The organism is Amycolatopsis sp. NPDC051758 (genome assembly GCF_044453095.1).
In the GTDB taxonomy this organism is placed as follows: Bacteria; Actinomycetota; Actinomycetes; order Mycobacteriales; family Pseudonocardiaceae; genus Amycolatopsis.
Window position 1 is genome coordinate 1,261,425 of sequence record NZ_JBITCJ010000002.1, and the last position, 17,523, is coordinate 1,278,947.

Annotated in this window: 13 protein-coding genes; 6 read left to right on the top strand and 7 right to left on the bottom strand. The window is 69.4% G+C overall.

Translation table 11 applies throughout. The features are described 5' to 3' along the window. Positions 1–290 precede the first annotated feature (290 nt). Entirely contained in the window at positions 291–1,139 is an 849-nt protein-coding gene (locus tag ACIA5G_RS14785; RefSeq protein ID WP_395923396.1) for a lytic transglycosylase domain-containing protein, read from the bottom strand. Further along, entirely contained in the window at positions 1,136–3,145 is a 2,010-nt protein-coding gene (locus ACIA5G_RS14790) for a hypothetical protein (protein ID WP_395923397.1), read from the bottom strand. Before ACIA5G_RS14790 ends, ACIA5G_RS14785 begins: the two co-directional genes overlap by 4 nt. A 221-nt stretch (positions 3,146–3,366) precedes the next feature. Between ACIA5G_RS14790 and ACIA5G_RS14795 the strand changes: the two genes are divergently transcribed. The 4 genes from ACIA5G_RS14795 to ACIA5G_RS14810 all read left to right on the top strand — a co-directional run bounded on the left by ACIA5G_RS14795 (position 3,367) and on the right by ACIA5G_RS14810 (position 6,546). Continuing rightward, positions 3,367–3,699, top strand: a complete 333-nt coding sequence (locus ACIA5G_RS14795) for a hypothetical protein (protein ID WP_395923398.1) — start codon at positions 3,367–3,369, stop codon at positions 3,697–3,699. A 269-nt stretch (positions 3,700–3,968) separates the two neighbouring features. Further along, on the top strand, positions 3,969–4,808 hold the full coding sequence (locus ACIA5G_RS14800) for a hypothetical protein (protein WP_395923399.1): 840 nt from the start codon (positions 3,969–3,971) through the stop codon (positions 4,806–4,808). Then, entirely contained in the window at positions 4,805–5,956 is a 1,152-nt protein-coding gene (locus ACIA5G_RS14805; RefSeq protein ID WP_395923400.1) for a NucA/NucB deoxyribonuclease domain-containing protein, read from the top strand. Before ACIA5G_RS14800 ends, ACIA5G_RS14805 begins: the two co-directional genes overlap by 4 nt. 65 nt (positions 5,957–6,021) lie before the next feature. Next, on the top strand, positions 6,022–6,546 hold the full coding sequence (locus tag ACIA5G_RS14810; RefSeq protein WP_395923401.1) for a hypothetical protein: 525 nt from the start codon (positions 6,022–6,024) through the stop codon (positions 6,544–6,546). 29 nt (positions 6,547–6,575) lie between these two features. On the opposite strand, the gene ACIA5G_RS14815 is transcribed toward ACIA5G_RS14810, so the two are convergent. From ACIA5G_RS14815 to ACIA5G_RS14835, 5 genes are all read right to left on the bottom strand, one after another. Beyond that, entirely contained in the window at positions 6,576–9,143 is a 2,568-nt protein-coding gene (locus tag ACIA5G_RS14815; RefSeq protein ID WP_395923402.1) for an ATP-binding protein, read from the bottom strand. 11 nt (positions 9,144–9,154) lie between these two features. Next, entirely contained in the window at positions 9,155–9,532 is a 378-nt protein-coding gene (locus ACIA5G_RS14820; RefSeq protein WP_395923403.1) for a hypothetical protein, read from the bottom strand. Positions 9,533–9,612: 80 nt separating this feature from the next. After that, positions 9,613–9,852 (bottom strand): hypothetical protein, encoded by a 240-nt coding sequence (locus ACIA5G_RS14825; protein WP_086676642.1) that lies wholly within the window; start codon positions 9,850–9,852, stop codon positions 9,613–9,615. 18 nt (positions 9,853–9,870) lie between these two features. Further along, complete coding sequence (locus tag ACIA5G_RS14830) at positions 9,871–10,764, bottom strand: conjugal transfer protein (RefSeq protein WP_395923404.1); 894 nt, start codon at positions 10,762–10,764, stop codon at positions 9,871–9,873. A gap of 107 nt (positions 10,765–10,871) precedes the next feature. Then, positions 10,872–11,735, bottom strand: a complete 864-nt coding sequence (locus tag ACIA5G_RS14835) for a hypothetical protein (protein WP_395923405.1) — start codon at positions 11,733–11,735, stop codon at positions 10,872–10,874. A 426-nt stretch (positions 11,736–12,161) separates the two neighbouring features. On the opposite strand from ACIA5G_RS14835, the gene ACIA5G_RS14840 reads away from it, so the two are divergent. Then, positions 12,162–15,188: a BTAD domain-containing putative transcriptional regulator gene (locus ACIA5G_RS14840; RefSeq protein ID WP_395923406.1), complete on the top strand. Its 3,027-nt coding sequence runs from the start codon at positions 12,162–12,164 to the stop codon at positions 15,186–15,188. 1 nt (position 15,189) lies between these two features. Next, a complete protein-coding gene (locus ACIA5G_RS14845) occupies positions 15,190–17,499 on the top strand; it encodes a hypothetical protein (protein WP_395923407.1) in 2,310 nt (769 codons plus the stop codon). The last annotated feature ends 24 nt before the right edge of the window (positions 17,500–17,523 follow it).

Below are 17,523 nucleotides of genomic sequence, written 5' to 3' on the forward strand. Positions count from 1 at the left end.
CCGATTCGCCGACGACGCGAGGACAATCGCTCTCAGCCGCACGGGGGGGGGGAAGAACGCCGTTTCAGAGACGTGAGCAGTCCACTCCGCGGCAGTGAGATCCGATCCGGTCGTGGCACAGATCCGGGCGATCGCATGATCGACGTTCATGGACGTGAGTTGGATGGTCACTCGCCGCAGGATTCACCGCAGTGGCCGGACACGGCGAGGACGGACAGCCGCTGAAGGCCGATCACCAACGGACCTCGCCCGCTGGTTTGTGGGGAGTCTGCTCCGAGCGCTCGCCCGTCTTACTGGGTTTCAGTCACGTGGCTCGGGGACGTCCACGTGCCGTCGGCGTCGAGGTTGCCGAAGACGTGGTCGGAGAAGTGGCCGCCCGCGATGATCGTCCGGCCATCACGGCCGTGGCCCAGGAGGCCGAGGCGGCCGTTTCCGCCCCACATGTAAGGGAGACCGCGCTGGTCGCAGGCGAACTCGATCGCGTTCCGCGCGGCGCGGTTCGGAGCCGGCACCGAAATACAATCGCCTTGCCCTCGCCCGGCTTGTCTGTAGCTATCAGCTTGAGTTAGGACCTTCTTCACGTACCACTCGGCGTGGTTGTAGGCGAAGATCGCGGCGTGTAGGTCTCGGCCGTCGCGGGCGCCGGAGTCACAGAGGTAGGCCGCGGCGGCGTAGATCGCGTCGTGCGGGTTGTATCGCGACGGCGGGTGCGCGCCGCCGGGCGGGATCGGGTGGTGGGCTACGACGCTGTCGAACGTCGGCTGCAGGAACTGCATCGGACCAGCCGCTTTGGCGCTGTTCATCCCGCTGTGGACGCCGGGCAGTTTGGAGCGGCCGTGGTCGGTTTCAATCTTGCCGATGGCGGCGAGGATGGCCCAGTCGAGGCCGGGGCAGGTCTCCGCGGCCTCGCGGTAGAGGCCGAGGTAGTCGGCCGGGATGTCGGCGAGGTTGTTCGGGGCGGATGCCGAACTCGTGTCGCCGGCTCCGGTAAGCGTGGTGAGCAGGACGACGACGATCAGCACGCAGATGGCAGGCGGTCCGAACAGCACCAGCGAGACCAGGCAACCCCAGGGGCCGGGGTGCTCGCGGAGCTGTTCACGCGCGATCTCGGCGGCGCGCAGGGCGAGCAGCGGGTTCATAGTCGGCCGGCAGAGTTGCCGAGTCGGTCACGCAGCCGCTGCGCCCACGGGATCGGTGGCGGGAGCATCGCCGGCGGCAGCGACGTCTCGGTCGGCGGCGCCGATGGCTTCGGGAGAAACCCACGGCCGCCGGCTGCGGTCGCGAGGTCGGCGCCGGTGAACTCCGGTTTGCGCCCTGTTGCTGGTGGCGTCGCCCCGAGGTGCTCGGCGTCGAGGTACGTCGACGGCCGCTGCTTCGGCCGGTCCGGGCGGTCGCTGAGCGCGGTGAGCACGGTGGTGGCGGCGTGCCACGCCGGAACTGCGCCCGTCGCTGCACCGAGGTTGCCGGCGTAGGCGGCGGTGTAGGTCTTCGCGGCGTCGGCCCGGCGGCCCAGCGCGGCTTTCGCGACGCCGGCCTTCGCGGTGAGCGCTGTCTGCGCGCGTTGAGCGGCGTGCGGCCACGAGACCGGTGCACCGATCGTGTACTTGAGCACCTTCCCGCCGGCCTGCCCACCGGCGCGACCGGCGGTGACCAGGCGCTCCTTCAGGCGGCCGACCGGGGCGAAGGTCTCCGCGAATGCCGAGGTCCCGGCCTTGACCGTTCGGGCCAGCCGATCCGGGCCGGCCGGCACGACCGGGGTCGGCAACGCCCTGGGAGCGCGCCAGGGCCGGCCCAGGCGTTGTAGCCGAGAGCTGACCTGGCCTCGGACACGCTGGAGGTTCGCAGCGAGGCGTTTGCGGAACAGGAAGCCGGAGAAGACGACGAGGTCGATGACGGCGAACCGGACCAGCTGCGGGCCGAGGTCGGCCAGCATGAGGGTGCGCAGCAGCACGGTCATGACGGCGAGGAAGGCCATGCCGGCCAAGAGCTTGGCGATCGTGGCAGCGATCGAGCTGACCCGGTAGGCGAGCTGGTGCTGCATCGAGGGCACCAGCGCGGCAACCAGCGCGAGTGTAAGCAGCAGCCCTTCGAACAGCAGCAGGTACGGAGCGAGGACCTGGACGGCGTTCAGGCAGACCACCAGGATCGCGAAGAGAAGCATCGCGATCGCGTATAGCCAGGCTCCAAGGGTGCGGTCGCCGTCGGCGACCTCGTTGTACTTCCCGTAGTCCCCCGGGCAGCCGTCGAGCTCCCGAGCCTTCGTGCTGTCGTCCTTCTCGGACCAGGGGCCGTCATCGAGAACCCTCTTGACCGAGTACTGACAGGCACCAGAGATGCCCTTCACCCGGCTGATCGGCGTGCCGTAGTTGAGCGTCTCCCAAGGCGTGACCAGCAAGTTGTCGATGAACGCCTGGCCGATCGGCGCGGCCGGATTGCCGGTACCGCCGGGCTCCTGGCCCATGACGACGCTCGAGACGTCCGCGCCCAGGTCCCGGGACAGCGACAGCACCCCGTCGTCACCGATCAGGAAGTCGACGGGGTGGGTGAGGATCGCAACGGCGAGGACGTTGACCGCGATGGTGGACGCGGTCTCCCGCCACGCCCGCGTGGTCAGTCCGCGAGCGAACAGCAGCCCGAGGTAGCAGGTGGCGATGAGCATCGCGATCTCGCGCAGCTTCAGCTCGCCGATGACGGAGGTCTGCCAGATGCCTTCGAGGTCGCGTGCCGGTGCTTTGATCCAGTCGAAGACCTGAGTAGAGGCAGCCCATTCGGTGAACCAGACCGAGAACCCGACCGCGTACTTGCCGAGTTCGAAGCCGATGTTGCCCAGCCACAGCCAGATCGCCGGCATCGGGTTGTCCAGCAGGCTGGGCAGGTTGGCGAAGAGGTCGTAGTTGTGCAGGTCCCGGCCGTAGCCGTCGTCGATGCTGAAGATCCCGCCGAGGTGGACGTGGTGCCCGGGGTCGTCCTGCAGCGGTAGCGGCGGCGCGTCCGGATCCGGCTGCGGCGGAGCCGGCTGGTTGCCGGGGATCCACAGGCACGTCGGATACGGTTCGCAGGGATTCGAAGATGTCTGCGCCTCGGCGGCGCTCGTCCCAATCCAAGTGATCGCAGCAGCGATCACCAGAATCACCGCCAGCCTCATGAGTGCTCCCCGCGATGTCATGTCCCTTCCCAGACACGTCACGGCGGACGCGTTTCTATGCGACCTGCACAGGAACGTTCGAAACGCGCCAGTGAGAGCAGTTACCTCTGATTCAGCGGAGGACGCCCAGGGGCAGGCGTCAAGGTGGGCTGACGACGAAATCCTCTTACCGTCGGACGAGCGCACTAGAGGGTCGCGCCAGGAGAAGATATGATCTTGGCATGCGAGTGGCTCTCTGGCTGGGCATTACGGCCGCGGTCCTTGCAGTTGCCACCTGGTGGGCGCTGACGGTGGACGTGAGCACCTCGACCGCAGGTGCGACGCTCATGTGCGGAGACGCGATCTCCTGGTCGGACGATGTAAACCGCCTCCTCGGAGGCGGCGCACCTTCCAGTCAGGTGCTCGTGTCCGAGGACGCACATCAGCAGATCGAAGCGTGCCGTGACGCGCGGACCCGGCAAACGGTCATCGGTACCGTCGCCGGCGGGGCAACTGTGATCTGCGCCGGGTTCGCAGTCTTGGACTGGCGTCGGCGCGGCCGTACTGGTTCCTGATCTGGGGTTTCACTCGCAGCATTAGGCCATCACGGTGATCAACTAACCGCTGACGCCTACTCAGCGTTGCCCTCTGGCCGGCAGCCTTCCGCTAGCCGACTGATCTTGCGATCAGCGCTAGTCACCCGATCAAGTGTCACCCTATCGTGAACCGCTGTGCGCGCATGCCGGAAACGTGCGCGCTCAGACTCGAGGGGATTCATACACTCATGCGACGAAGAACAAAAACTCTGGCTGCGCTCTGCCTGCTCGCCATCACCCAATTCATCATGAACGCCGCACCCGCTAATGCGGCAGGGCCGAGCATCTGCCAACGCGAACCACGGGACGCGGTCGCGCAGATGTGCGGCGACCAGGACGAATACATGTACGGGATGTTCGCGACATTCGCGTACCCGACTCCCTCCTACGGTGGGCCACCTCCTTTCGGTTCGGCCGATTTCTACAACGAAACTCAGATGTTCACCGATGAAGCGATGACCAAGTCCTTCGGCTTCGGGTTGAACATGCACTACATCGGCACGCAGACCGACTTCCAGCCCTACTGGGTTGACTACACCGCCGGCTACTCGTACCAGAAGATCGGGAGCCCGAAGACGCAGTCCGACAGTCGGCTGCACACCTTCATGGCCATGCCGCACTGCGACAACTGCACAACGTGGGACATCTACTACGACTTCGCACTGGTCGGAACGACCGGTACGCAGCCAGGGCCGTCGTCGCACCACCTCGTGACCGGCTGGACGCTTGTCGACATGTCCGGCCTGGTGGGCCTGAGCACGACCAGCAACCGGGTGATGTACCTCAACGGCAACTACCAGTTCCAGCGCTTCGCCCAGGCCAACACCTCAACCAGGGCACCCGCCGGTAACTGCGCTCCAGGCGCTGACCCGAACTACTGCTTCCGCTTCGACACCAAGGTACAGACGACGTCGGGATCCAGCTATCCCTACGTCACCTCGTGGGACGTCACCAAGCCGATCGTCCGGCCCGGCGCCGCGGTCGCGCGAACCGACGCAGCAGTTCGCTCCGCCGAAGCCTCTGAAGCCCACGAGCTCGAACTCCGAGCCCAGGCCTTCGTCGACGCCAAGTACCGGGGGAAGAGATGACGCAGCGCCTGATGACCTGGACGCGAGCACGCCGAGCGCTCGCAGCCGCGGCAGCCGCCATCACGCTCGGCACCACGCTGGCCGCAGCTCCCGCTGAAGCCGCGACCGTTCCTGCTGGCGTCAGCGCGGCCATGGCCGACGACTTGCGCACGGAATGCGGTCGGCACCAAGCTGAAGCAGGCCGTGTCCAGGGGTGGGCCCGCAGCCGGTTCGAGCAGTGCTATCACTCGACCGAGAAAGTGAACCTGTACGACACCAACGGAAACTACTACGGCTACTTCGACTTCGAGCTCTGGATTCTCGCGTTCGCCTACGACGGGAGCCGACGCGTCGACTACGTCACCAGCGTGGAGAACGTGCACCAGAGCACATCCCTCTCCGACGACCTCACGTTCCTGACTATCCGCTTCGACTGCCGATCCTCCGAGGTCACCTGCAGCGCGAACCTGTCCCGCACGGACACCATCCGCGGGTGGTACACCAAGTCCACGATGGACACGATCACGATCACATCCCCGGACGACGTCGGCACGGGACCGTACAAAATCGTCGACTTCATGGAAACCGTCGGATTCACCGGCGAGTACCGCAACGGGAACACCCGCCCCTTCTACAAAGACACGCAAGCAATCAACCGCGTTCGATTCGACAGCGCGAACGCCGCTCTCGGCAACGGGAAGTTCAAAGGGGCCGTCTTCACCGACAACGCGCCAAGGCTAGAGTTGCACCTCAGCGGAGCCGGGTACGACGAAGAAGCGCGTCACGTCGACGACACACTTCACCACCCGGAGCGCACCTTCCCAGCCATGATCGGGAAGAACGCACCCGGCGAGACGACCGACGACCCGTTGCACAGGCTGATGGACAAAGACCGGGCCGACGCCAACCACTCGGCATCGGTGTCGATATGCACTGACATCTGGGGACCGAGCTACACGGCCGGCGACATGGAATGCGACGAATACCCCTTCAAGTCGACTTACGAGGGCTCGAGCGTGTCCACCGACGGCCACCCGGGAAGCTGGCACGGTTCAGCCCGCCCCATCCCCGCATCGGACAACGGCAAGGGCGGCACGGAACTGGGCAAGTTCTACGGAGCGAACCGCGTGCTGGACCACGACCCGTTCACCGTGACCGTGGTGCCCTAGCGACAGCTCGTGAGGGACGGCACCTCCGGGTGCCGTCCCCGTGCGCGCACGACACAATCATTCACATGCCTCATGACGACGAAACCGCTCGCCTGGCGACGTACCAGTTGGTCACGGTGCCCTCGTACCGATTGATCACGCTGCGCGATCAGGACTGCGATGCGGCGCCGGACTCCGACGGCACGATCGACGACGCCCGCCGGGCAGTCGCCGCGTCGAGCGGCTACGAGCTGTTCATCGACTGCGCGCAAGACCTCCTGTCCGTCACCGTTACCGTCCACGTTCGGACCGACTCGCCCGAGGTATCACGCGCTGATCGCAGTCCCGTACTCGAACTCGAATGCCCGAGCGGGGAACTCGCGCTCGGCTCGCCGACCGGCGACGCCATCGGCATCGAAGTCGAGCCGGGAACCTACTCGCTGATCGTCGAATACGAGGGCCGCCAAGCGGCGGCCGAGCGCCGCCAGGAAATCCTCGACGAACGGGCGCGATCGGGCACCGACCTCCACACGGCAGCCAACGCCTCCGCCGGACCTGAGCAGTACCTGCTGTCGATGTGGCGAACGGGTCCGGTCAGCGACGACGACTGATACGACGCGCTGAACTCCGCTGGACGACATCAGGACTGTTGGTGGCCTCGGGCGACGATCGGAGTGGTCAGGACAGCGTCCGGCAGCGTGCGGTACGGCTGGGTGAGAACCTTGACCTTCCCGACGCGGCCGGCGTGATCGCGTACCAGGAACTCCCCAGCGCGAGCCCGGCGCTCATCGTCGCCACCGGCCGGGTTCAACGGGGACAGGTCCTTCGTGACAATCTCGTGGTAACGGGCGTCGGCGGGGTCGACGCCGAGCCACGCCAGTCCGTTGCGGGCAAGTCCGTTGTCGCGGTGCCGGCCGAGGAACCGTACGGCGATCAACCCGCGCAGGACGTCGTCGCCGAGATCTTGCGGCGCGTGTGAGCCGAAAGCGGCATCGGCGCCGTGCTTGCGGCCGTCCCGCACGAACTCGAGCGCGATCTGCTGGCCCTCCGGGGTGCCGGTGACGTTGTACGCCTCGTCGCAGATGAACTCGCCCCACCGGCCTGGAGTGAAGCAGATTTCCTTGGCTATCGCGGCGATGAGCAGGTGGAAGGCGCGGCCGAACAGCTTGCGTGGCGGGATCCGGGCGGCCATCCGCTCGTTGCTCATCTCCAGCGCGGACGGCAGCGGGATCTCGTTGGTGCAGAACACCACCATGTCCGCACCGAACAAGTCGATCGGGGCGAGGTCGGAGTCGAAGATCGGGCGGGTAATCGGGTCGCGCCGCAGCCGCTCGAGCCGGTCGGCCAGCGCGCGAGCAGCGGCATCGCGTCCACCGTGCTTGCGGAGGATGTCGACAAGTCGGTTACTGGAGGCGTCAGGGTGGCCACTGACAACGTCGAGGCCGCGGCCGAGCGCGTCCCGCTCGGCGGAGTTGGACTCCAGGTCCAGCCAGGACGCGAAGAAGGTCTCGGCGATGCCGGTGCTGGACTTGCCGACGGTGCGGAAAACGCGCAGCGGGTCAGAGGAATGCCGGAGCTCCGCGGCGGCGGGGCGATCGTCGAGGCTGGGGTCGATGATGTCGACGATCTGCGCGTTCCCGGGCAGCGCGGCGGCAACGGGTACCCATTCGCGGCTGCGGGTCCGGTCGATGACGATGACCCGCCCGTCGAGCATCAACCGCACGACCGCGGCAACGTTCTTCAACACGACCGACTTGCCGGCGCCCAGCTCGCCGATCACCGCGATCCCGCCGGACGAGTCGTGCGTCGGCCCATAGGTCGGATCGAGCAAGAACGGGGCGATGGCGCCGCCGTCAACGGTCAGTCCGAACAACGCGCCGGCGGGATCACCGAAGTCGGTGGCAGAGACCGGCAGGAGCATCGCGGCGTCGGTGGCGAGGAGGTTCTGGCTGCATTCGCGCACCACCATCGGCGTCCGGCTGCCCGGTAGCAGCGCCTGATACAGCTGCCGCTGGCCGCCGAGCGGACGTTCCCACCGGTACTCCCCGCCCAGGAACGCCTGCCGGAGCGCCTTGGCCCGGGCGTCTGCGTCGCGGGCGGTGGCGCCCCAGACGCAGGCGACGACGCCGACTTCGAGGTCGATCTCAGTGGAGCTGGCGCCGAGGCGGGCGTTCTTGTGCTGGATCTCCTCCTGCGCCGAGACGACATCCGCCGGCACGCCTGCGGTATCGCCGGCGTGCTCCTCGTCCTGGCTCATCAGGTCCCGGGTGCGGCGGCGGTTGGCCGCTCGAGCGTCTTCGTTCGAGCGGGCGGTGATCCGCAGCGCGTAGTCGACGCCGAAGCCGATGTCGGCCAGCCGGGCCAGGATCTCGTGACCGGGGAAGGTGAACGCGCGCGGCATCTCCGCCAGGACGAGGTAGGCCTGGTAACTGGCGAGGGCGCCGTCGTCGTGCGGGGTCACGCACTTGACGAACCGGCGGTTCAGCAGACCGAGCGGCCCCCAGCCGTGGTGGTCCGCGGTCGGATCGGTGCGGCCGCCCTCGTCGAACACGCACGAGCGCAGGGTCGTGAGCCGGGCGCGTCCGCTGCCCTGTCGCATGGTCGCGCCGGTGTTGTGCACCGTGGTCGTGCGGTCGAGTTGCGGTTCGTCGACGCCGCGGACCGGCGCGCGGCAGAGCCACCACAGCAGCTCGGCCTCGGTCGCCGGCCGTATCGGGATGGCGCCGCCGAGCTCCTGCGTCGCTACCCGAGCGCGCTCGCGACCGGCCGCGACCGCGGCTGCTGACGCCGGTCGAGCGGGAAGGCCGAGCTGATTGCCGAGCGCCGCACTCGTCGCGCGGAGCATCGCGTGGGCGGTCTCCTTCCAGCCGTGCCCGGAAAGGGGCTTGGCGAGCCAGTAGCTGCGGCCGAGGACGTCGAGGGTGTCGAGCTGGTCCCAGGCGTTGTGGACCGCCTCCGCCCAGTGCGGGTTCGCGTCCAAGTCGATGCCCTGGAGGCAGCGTTGGACGATCGCGTGGGCGTGGACCTGCTCGCACAGCGAGGCGATCATGACCTCGCCGCGAAGCGACTTCATCAGCGTGACGGTTCGGTCGTAGAGCTCGCGCAGCTGCCGGCCGGTGGAGCGGGCGCTCTCGTGCGGCAGCACCCGCCACACCGCCCAGGTCGAGCCGTCGACGCAGAACAGCAGGTTGCCGGACACGTCGGTCACCGGGCTCTCCATCACCGCTCCCGGGCCTGGGCCAGCACCAGCTGCAGCGGCGACACCGGCGTCTCCTTGGCAACCTTGTCCGGCAGGTGCACGTACAGGCTGGTGCGGACCCGTTTAGGTCGTGCCGACCGGTACGGACGACGGCCGAGCGTGCCGGCCCTCGGAGCGAGCAGGTGCGCACCGAGCCCGACCAGCCAGCCCAGCGGCGTCCGCGACTCGATTCGGGCGCGCCGGAGGAACATCGCCGACAGCGGCAGCCCCCACGGGGCCGGCCCGAGCCAGTCCAGCAGCGGCAGCTTCCACACCACAACCAGCAGAACGAGGAACAGCGCGCCTTGGGTGACGGTGTAGGGGCCGCCGGGCAGGTAGCCGCCGTCGCGGCCGGGCATCCGCCCGAACATCCGCGGGAACCGCCGCGACCTGCTGTAGGAGCGGCCGATTAGGACGTCGCCGCGGCTTTTCGGGGCGCTCAATGGGTGAACCAGGCGCCGAACATGCCGGCGACACCGTCGAGGTTGAGCAGGATGCCGAGGAAGATCGCCGCGATCACGCCGTACTTGATCGCCCGGGTGAAGTTCCCGCGAGTGCCGATCAGCAGCCCGATCCCGCCGACGATCGCCGCGAGCAGGATCAGCCGGCGGACGGACTGGTCGCCCCAGGCCAGGTTGGTATCGATCCAGGACTTCACGTCCGCGGCGAGCACGATCATCAGACGTTCTCCTCGGCCTCAGCGGCCCGCGATCAGCGGCGCCGGATCAATGCGGTTGATCTCCCACCGGCCGGCCCGCGCGACGAGGGTCAGCGCGTAGTCGACCGGCGTGCTCTGGCCGGTGGCGTCCCATCCCCAGGCGTGGGTGAGGCTGTGGATAACCGTTCCGTCGACCGGGCGCGCGGCCTGTCCCGGCTCGAACTTCTCGTGCGTGCGCACCTCGGCCACCTGCACTGCGGCAAACGGCGCCGGCTTCGGCAGCCCGAGGCTTGCCCCGGGGCTGACGAACCGGTCGAGCTGGCCTTGCCCCGCCAGATAGGCGCCCAGAAACCCCGCGACCGACTGCCCAATCGGACCAGCCGGATCGGCGACCTCGTCATAAGCGAGCGGGGTGGCTCCGAGCGTGCCGGGGCAAGCCACCGGCGAGGGCAACGACGTAGCGACATAGGCGTCACCGCTACCGGTCATCGCGACCTGGGCGCACAGCAGGGACGCCGTGCGCTTGCCGTCCGGCTGCAGCACCAGCACATCGGCGACCACGACGACCGACCACACCCCCGGGCCCTGCGAGACTGCCGAGATCACCGCGGTGTCGACCGGCACCTGCGTCCCGACGGCTCGCTGCGACTTCATCCCGGGCGGGTAGAAAGCCTCGAGCTCGGCGGAATCGTCCCGGGTCGCCGAGAGCCAGGAGCGCACATACATCTCCGCCCACCCTTCCGGCGAGGCTGAGGGCGCGGGTGCGCCGCCGTCCCGCATCGACGGCGCACCCGCCGGCGCGAGAACGAGCAGTCCGGTGATCGTCAGCAGCGGGCTGGCCACCACGGTCAGCCACGCCGCCACCCGACCGGCCCGGCGACTCGCGCTCCGGATCGCGGACTCGGCATCCGCATCCGGCAACAGCTCGGCCAACGCGTTCCGGCTGGATCCGCTGCGGCTGCGACGACCAAACACAACACGACCTCCCTTGCCACAACCGCTTGCTGCTCGAAGGCACGCAGCTATCGGCGCGGTGTGATTCAGCCAGCCCAGGGAAGGTCGCGGCCAGGGCACTCCACCACGGCCTCAGCAAGCTGCTCGAAGGCACGTCGACGGTGGCGGGTGATCGTCGGCTGGCTCAGCCCGATCAGCGCGCCGATCTGGCGGTCCGTGGCGACGCCGTCGCGGCCGACCGGGTCGCCGAAGTAGCGGGTGGTCAGGATGGTGGCAGAGTGCTCGTCGAGCCGCTCCTGCTCGACTGCCCACGACAGCAGTTCCAGTAGCTCCTCCGAGGCGCCCAGCTCATCCGGAACTGCAGCGACAGGCCGGTGCACCTCGTCATCGTCGATGCTGACGAGGTCCGCGGCGGCTTGGCTGTGGTCAACGCCGAAGTCCCGCTGCGACGCTCGCTGCGTTTCCCGCATCAGATTCGCCGCGATATGATGCCGGCGCCGCAGTGGGTAGCAGCGGGTCTGCTCCCACAGGTGCCCGATCACAGCCGCCTGGATATCGCGGCTCTCTTCCGAGCTCGAGACACCGCCACCGGTCACGCCCCGCCGAAGCCCGACGGCACCACCGGCGGCACGAACCGCTCGGACGACCCGGCCGACGATGCCCGGCACGGCCGGCAGCATCGCGTTGACCACGATCTCGGTCGCGACGACACCGCCGGGGTCCGTCACGGCGGCCCGGACGAGAAGCGCGTGAAGTACCTCGTCGTGTCGCTCGTAGTCGCGTGTGGCCAAGATGGCAACGAGATCTTCATGGGATGCGACGTCCGAAAGTGCGGTGTCCTCGGTGGACCAGCCGTGGAGGACCTGGTCGAACCGCGCAACGGCCCGGGGGTGGCTGAACTCTTTCTGCAACATGGTCAACGGGCTGTTCTCAGTGGACCGGCTGCTCATAGCGCCAGCTCCTTCGCTCGGATGACAGGATCCGAGCCAGCGTCTGAACAGAGGTTCACGCCTTTCCTGGCCCGCGACCTTGCTCCGCCGCGGGGCAAGCCAAGATCACCCGGATGGGTAACTGCACCTCGCTTCCGAGGTCAACGTCGTCGAGGCCGAGCAGACCATGGTCATCTGGCCAGCAGGCCCGGCCGCGACGGACCATTGCTACTGAGCATCAAGGAGTACGCCCGGGCCCCCGGCATCAGCCCGTCGACGTTGTACCAGCTGATGAACCACGGCGACATCGAGCACGTCGCCGTCGGCTCGCGCCGGTTCCTCGCTCCGAAAGACCCTGCTCGCGTTCATCGACCGCAACACGCACCGCGGCTTCCGCCCGACCGGGAACGGCTGACGAATGACGGTCCCCCGCCCTAGGCTTCCGGCATGACCGCTGGCGACTCCCTGGACAGACCGGTCGACTTCCGGTTGCTCGGCACGCCGATGATCCCGCGGTCGAAGGCGGGGTCACCGCCGCCGCGGATCATCGCCGTGCTCGCCATCCTGCTCGTCTCGGCCGGTCGCCGGGTCGGCGTAGAACAGGTGCTGGACGCCTTCTGGAGCGAGGACCCGCCGCTGAGCGCACCGTCGAACGTGTCCGTGTTCATCCACCAGGTCCGGCGCCTGCTCAAGGCGGCCGGGATTGCGCCCGGCTGGGACCTCAGCAGCGTGCCCGCTGGCTACCGGCTCGATGTCGACCCGATGACGGTCGACCTGCACCGGTTCCGGGCGCTGACTGCCGCCGCGCGCGAGGAGAAATCGGCCGGGCGGAGAGCCGGGTTGCTCGGTGACGCGCTCGCGCTCTGGGACGAGCCCCTCCCCGGGATCCCCGGACCGTGGGCCGACGAGCTCAGGCGCACACTGGAACGTGAGCGGCTGGCGGCGGAACGCACCCGGGCGGAACTCCTCTTGGAGCTCGGCCGTGCCGGCGAGGCCGTCCCGCCCCTCGAACGCCTTGTCGCCGACCACCCGCTCGACGAAGAGTCGCACGGTTTGCTCATGCAGGCACTGCACGCGACCGGACGCCACGACCAAGCGAGGCGGGTCTACGCCCGGGTCGAGCGGCGGCTGCTGGACGACCTCGGGATCGAACCCGGCCCGCAGCTGCGAGCCCTGCGCGATGACATCACCAGCACCGGACCGGCGCTCCCGGTGCCGGCCGACGAGGAACCGGCGACGCCGCCGTGGATCGGGAGCGACCGGCGCCCGGGAAAGCAGCCACCGCGCGCATGGGAGCTGCCCGCTGCCGACGACGCCCTGATTGGCCGGAACCGCGAGCGGCGGGAGCTGGCCAGGCTGCTCGACCCGGCGGCCGACGGGGCCGGGATCGTGGTCCTCCATGGCCCACCGGGCGTCGGCAAGTCCCACCTCGCCGCCCACGTCGTCCGCGCAGCGCTCGACGCCGGCTGGTTTCCCGGTGGCCTCCTGCATGCCAGTCTCCGGGTGAACACCCCGATCGACGTCATGGCGTCATTCCTCGAGGCCCGCGGCGTCGCCCCGGACCAGCTCCCGGCGGACTCGAACGTCATGGCCCGGTTGTACCGCACACGGTTCGGCCCCGCGGGCCGGGACCGGGCACTGATACTGCTGGACGATGTCACCGACGAACAAGGCGTCTTCCCGCTCCTACCGCCGTCCGGCAGCGACGCGGTCCTGGTCATCAGCCGCCTCCGGCTGCCCGGACTCGCGAACGCGGCGCGGATCGAAGTAGGTCCCCTGCCTCCGGACGACGTCGTGCGGTTCCTGGCGAACGTTCAGGCCCCGGATGGTCGAAGGCTCGAGCTCAGTGCGGCCGAGCAGGCGCAGCTCGCCGAGGTGACCCAGGGCCTGCCCCTGGCGCTGACGATCATCACGGAACGATTAAGCAGGCCCGGAGCCCGTGCGGATCTCCTGCTGCGCGAGCTGGACGACGCCCGGTCCGCGGTTTCGGTCCCCCGGGTGCTCGCTCTCTCCGTCAAGAGCCTCGGCAGCGGCGATGCCGACCTGCTTCGGAGGCTGGCCCTCGCCCCGACCGCCGATGTGTCGGCCGAGGCCGCCGCGGTCCTCGATGACGCGCCTGAAGGCACGCGCGGCCGACTCGGCCGACTCGCAGCTGCGGCGGTGCTGCAGTGGTCTGAGGACTCGGCGCGGGTCCGGCTCCCGGAATCCATGCGGCAATTCCTCCGTCCGGCACCCGGCGAACCCATCCGGCCGGTGGACCGGCCGGCCCTGCACCGGCTGCTCGAGTTCTACCTGGAGCGGACGCGGAACGGCCGGACCACCGGCGAATGGTTCCAGGCCGAGGACGAGAACCTGCACGGGGCGGTGCGGCTCGCCGTCGAGCTGGACCGGCCCGACCTGGCTGGGGGGCTCGCCGTGTCGCTCCACCGGTTCGACGCTTCCCGAGGCGACTGGACACGGCTGGCCGAGGTCGGTGAGACCGCGCTCGACGCGGTCGTCCGGGCAGGTGACCGCAGCAGCGAGGCTGGCGTTCTCACCACCCTTGCCCACTGCGACGCCCAGCTCGGCCTTTACCAGTCTGCGCAGGACCGCTACCGACAGGCGATCGCGCTCTACCGCCGTCTCGGCGAACCGAACCGGGAAGCCGCAGTGCTGACTAGCCTGGCTTGGGCGGAACACCAGATGGGGCAGTGGGAAGCGGCGGAACACGACACCCGCAAGGGCCTCGAACTCTTCCGGTCCGCGGCCGACCGGCACGGGGAAGCCCGTGCGCTGACACAGCTGGGTGAGACCCTGCGTGAGCAGGGCCGGGGGCCTGAGGCCATCCGGCTCTACAGCCACGCGTTGTCCCTGTTCAGAGACATCGGCGACCGCCAGGGCGAAGCCGTAACCCTAACCGGCCTGGGCTCTGCGTCCGCGGAAGTGGACCGGCTCGACGAGAGCGCCGACTTCTACCGCGGTGCGATCGCGATCTTCCGAGAGCTCTCGGACGAGGTCGCGGAGAGCGACGCGCTCGACCGGCTCGGCGGGATCCTCCAGGCGATGGGTCGCGAGGACGACGCGGTGACGGTCTACGACCGGGCGTTCGACTCCTACCGCGAACGACCGCCGGACCGGTTGGAACCGCAGGTCGTACGCCTTGCGGAGTACCTGGCATCGGACGGGCGGCAGGGCTGGCGATCCCTCCTGGACCACGCGTCCCGATCGCCAGGCCGGCGTCCGGGCCAGGCAGAGCTCGTCTCTCGCCACCGGGCGGATCCGTCCGACGTGCGAGCACTGCGCCGGCTGCTCGACGAGGTTCACGACCTCGCGGATCGCGACAGCGACGTCGCCACGGAGCTGGCGGCCTGGTTGGCCGCCGCGGAAGAAACCCGCCGGACCGGGATCAGCAACATCGTCACCGGGCACGTCAGCGGCACCGCGGTGCAGGGGCGCGACCTGTTCGGGACGATCAACTTCGACATCGGGCGCTGACGTGGGTGGCACGACGCGCGAGCGCCGCCCGGGATTCCGGCCGTGGTGGCGCCGGGTCCGAGGCTGGGTCCTGCTCTGCTGCTGCGCCCTGGTCGGTGCGCTGGTAGGTCTGGTCGCGAAGAACTGGTACGCGGGCTCGGGAGCCGCGGTGGTGACCGCGGTCGCCGGCATGCTGACCACCCGCGCCAAGGCCGAAGTCGATGCCCGGGCGAAACGCGTCCGCGAGCTGGGATCCCGTATCGAAGTCAGCACGGAACGCGGCGGCCTGCGCAAGGTCCGGGACCTGCCGGACGCGGTGGCCTTCCATGTCCACCCGGCGGGTGTGCTGGAGCGGCCGGACGGACGGTCCGACAGAGTCCCGCCGTACGTTCGCCGCGACGTCGACGTCCGGTTGGAGAAGATCCTCGGCAGCGTCAGCTTCGTCATCCTCGTCGGTGAATCGACCGCGGGCAAGACGCGGACCGCGTATGAGGCGATCCGCCGCCGGCTGCCCGACCACGTCTTCGTGCCACCGACCGGGCGAGCGGACCTCGAGCACGTCCTCGCCACCGTGCTGGAGCAGCGCAAGTGTGTGGTCTGGCTGGACGAGCTGGACCGGTTCCTCGGCCCCGACGGGCTGAGCTCCACCAAGGTCAACCGCATCCTCGGTGACGGGACCCGGCAGGTGGTCGTCGTGGCCACTATGCGGACCACCGCCTACGCCCGCTACAGCCCGCGCGAAGAGGCCAAGACTGACGGCGCGGGCCGTGAGCTCCTGCGCTCGGGCCGGGACGTCCTGCGCCTTGCCCACCGGCTCGACCTCCCCCGGCACTGGACCGAAGCGGAGCTTGCCCGGGCGCGCGAGCTCGCCGCCGACCCGCGGCTGCGCAAAGCGATCGAACAGGCCGCCGAGTTCGGCGTCGGGGAGGTGCTCGCCGCAGGCCCCCAACTGCTGGCCGACTGGCACGACGGCTGGACTCCGGGCCGGCACCCGCGCGGGGCCGCCATCGTCGCCGCGGCCGTCGACTGCCAGCGGGCCGGCCTGCTCGGCGCGGTCGCCGAGCGGACTCTGCGCAGGCTCCACGAGCACTACCTCGAGGCGCGGGCCGGTGGCTCCGGGCTGCAACCCGAGTCCTTCGAGGACGGCTTGGCCTGGGCGGTCGAGCCGGTCCCCGAGACGACCAGCAGCCTGCTGATCGCCACCGGCGACGGCTACCGCGCCTTCGACTACCTCGTCGACACGGTCGCCGATCCGGTCCCGGCACCGACCTGGCGGACGTTGCTGGCGAAAGCCTCGCCGGAGCTGAGCTACGACATCGGCCTCACCGCGCACCAGCAGGGGCACTACGACCATGCTGAAGCAGGGCTGGCCAAAGCAGCCGCCGGCGGTGTCCCGGAAGCCCCGGACGCGCTCGCCCGCTGCATCGCCGACGCCGGACGTCCGGCCGAAGCGGCCGCCTTGTTCGCCAGGATGGCCGAGCAGCGCTCAGCAGAATTCGGACCCGCCGACCCGCGCACCCTCGCGACCCGGCGCGACCACGCCGTGTACCTCGGGCTCGCTGGCCGACTCACCGACGCTGCCTCCCTGTTGGCGGCCCTGGCGGAGGACTGCACGCAGCGACTGGGCCGTGCACACGTCGAAACCCTCACCACCCGCTACGAGCGGGCCGCTCACCTGAGTCTCGCCGGAGACCCGCGCGGAGCGGCCCGGCTGCTGGCCGGCCTCCTCCCCGAGTGCGTCACCGCACTGGGTACCGACCACGCCACGACGCTGAAGGTCCGGTACCGGCACGCCGACGCGCTCGGCGCAGCCGGTCAGTACGTCAAGGCAACCGCTCTGCTCGGCGCGCTGATCGACGACCGGACGGCCATGTTCGACCTGGGTGACGACCCCGAGACCCTGCTGGCCCGCCACCAGCAAGCCGGCTACCTCGGCCGCGCCGGACAGCACGCCGCCGCGGCCGTCCGGTTCGAGAAGGTCGTCGCCGACCGGGCCCGGATCCTCGGCCGGGTACACCCGGACACGATGGTCAGCAGGCACCAGCACGCCACCTACCTCGGGCTGTCCGGCGACTACGACACCGCCGCGGACCTGTTCGCCGAGCTCGCCGCCGACTACCTCGCCACGGCCGGCGCCGCTGACACCGAGACGCTGTTCACCCGCTACCAGCACGCCGCGAGCCTCGCTGCGGCGGGCCGCCGGTCCGACGCCGTCCGCTGCCTGGGCAAGGCACTGGCGGACGCGAGCCGGGAGCCGGGAGCCGACCCCGAGGTCACCCGGTTCCTGCGCGACGCGCTGGCCCGGTGGAGCCCCGCGGCAACGCGTCCCTAGCCCGTCCAGGAATCCGTACGCATG

Excerpts from the sequence above, each read along its gene's own strand:
- ACIA5G_RS14785 (WP_395923396.1), bottom strand. The coding sequence starts at position 1,139 with ATGAACCCGCTGCTCGCCCTGCGCGCCGCCGAGATCGCGCGTGAACAG.
- ACIA5G_RS14790 (WP_395923397.1), bottom strand. The coding sequence starts at position 3,145 with ATGAGGCTGGCGGTGATTCTGGTGATCGCTGCTGCGATCACTTGGATT.
- ACIA5G_RS14795 (WP_395923398.1), top strand. The coding sequence starts at position 3,367 with ATGCGAGTGGCTCTCTGGCTGGGCATTACGGCCGCGGTCCTTGCAGTT.
- ACIA5G_RS14800 (WP_395923399.1), top strand. The coding sequence starts at position 3,969 with ATGAACGCCGCACCCGCTAATGCGGCAGGGCCGAGCATCTGCCAACGC.
- ACIA5G_RS14805 (WP_395923400.1), top strand. The coding sequence starts at position 4,805 with ATGACGCAGCGCCTGATGACCTGGACGCGAGCACGCCGAGCGCTCGCA.
- ACIA5G_RS14810 (WP_395923401.1), top strand. The coding sequence starts at position 6,022 with ATGCCTCATGACGACGAAACCGCTCGCCTGGCGACGTACCAGTTGGTC.
- ACIA5G_RS14820 (WP_395923403.1), bottom strand. The coding sequence starts at position 9,532 with ATGCCCGGCCGCGACGGCGGCTACCTGCCCGGCGGCCCCTACACCGTC.
- ACIA5G_RS14825 (WP_086676642.1), bottom strand. The coding sequence starts at position 9,852 with ATGATCGTGCTCGCCGCGGACGTGAAGTCCTGGATCGATACCAACCTG.
- ACIA5G_RS14835 (WP_395923405.1), bottom strand. The coding sequence starts at position 11,735 with ATGAGCAGCCGGTCCACTGAGAACAGCCCGTTGACCATGTTGCAGAAA.
- ACIA5G_RS14840 (WP_395923406.1), top strand. The coding sequence starts at position 12,162 with ATGACCGCTGGCGACTCCCTGGACAGACCGGTCGACTTCCGGTTGCTC.